Source organism: Pseudoalteromonas sp. S1609 (assembly GCF_005887255.1).
In the GTDB taxonomy this organism is placed as follows: Bacteria; Pseudomonadota; Gammaproteobacteria; order Enterobacterales; family Alteromonadaceae; genus Pseudoalteromonas.
In genome coordinates, this window is sequence record NZ_PNDJ01000164.1 from 1 (window position 1) to 380 (window position 380).

Genomic DNA, 380 nt, shown 5'->3' on the forward strand with positions numbered 1-380 from the left:
TACGGTATGCGAGCTATGCTCGTATTATTTATGACAGCAAGTTTACAACAAGAAGGCTTAGGATTTACCGTTGCTTCTGCTGCTGCAATTTATGGCTTATACACAGGTTCAGTGTACTTTTTAGGTTTACCTGGTGGCTGGCTAGCAGATAGATTATTTGGTGGTCAAAAAGCAGTATGGTACGGCGGTATCATCATCATGTGTGGCCACATTATTTTAGCCGTTCCGCATGAATATTCTTTTTTCATTGGTTTAATCTTTGTCGCAACGGGTACTGGTTTACTTAAACCTAATATCAGTGCCATGGTTGGTCAGCTTTATACTGACGAAGATGAACGCCGTGACGGTGGTTACGCTATTTACTACATGGGTATTAACTA

Annotated in this window: 1 protein-coding gene; it reads left to right on the top strand. The window is 41.1% G+C overall.

What is annotated here, in order from left to right; translation table 11 throughout:
• A partial coding sequence (locus tag CWB76_RS19250; protein WP_138609722.1) for an oligopeptide:H+ symporter occupies positions 1–380 on the top strand: 380 nt, incomplete at both ends.